Origin of the sequence: Vogesella mureinivorans (assembly GCF_007644035.1) — a bacterium.
Classification (GTDB): Bacteria; Pseudomonadota; Gammaproteobacteria; order Burkholderiales; family Chromobacteriaceae; genus Vogesella; species Vogesella mureinivorans.
In genome coordinates this window covers 1-264 of the sequence record NZ_VMTV02000737.1, presented here as the reverse complement: position 1 = coordinate 264, position 264 = coordinate 1, and the positions used below count along the sequence as shown (strand labels likewise).

1 protein-coding gene is annotated in these 264 nt (G+C 71.6%); it reads left to right on the top strand.

Features of this window, described 5'->3' with window-relative positions:
• On the top strand, nt 1-264 hold a 264-nt coding region (locus tag FLQ44_RS17985; RefSeq protein ID WP_147695477.1), incomplete at both ends, for an ATP-binding cassette domain-containing protein.

Below are 264 nucleotides of genomic sequence, written 5' to 3'. Positions count from 1 at the left end.
GTCTGCACAGCCGGATCGAACTCGCAGGTGGCGGGGTGCATGCGGTGTTCGGCCCCTCCGGCTGCGGCAAGAGCCTGCTGCTGCGCTGGCTGGCAGGCCTGGTGCAGCCGCGCGGGGCGAAGCTTCGCTATGCAGACGAGATCTGGCAGGACGGCGGCCGCGGGCTGCCGCCGCACCGCCGCGGCCTGGGCTATGTCGCCCAGCAGCCGGCGCTGTTCGCGCATCTTTCGGTGCGCCAGAACCTGGAGTACGGCTATCGCCGCA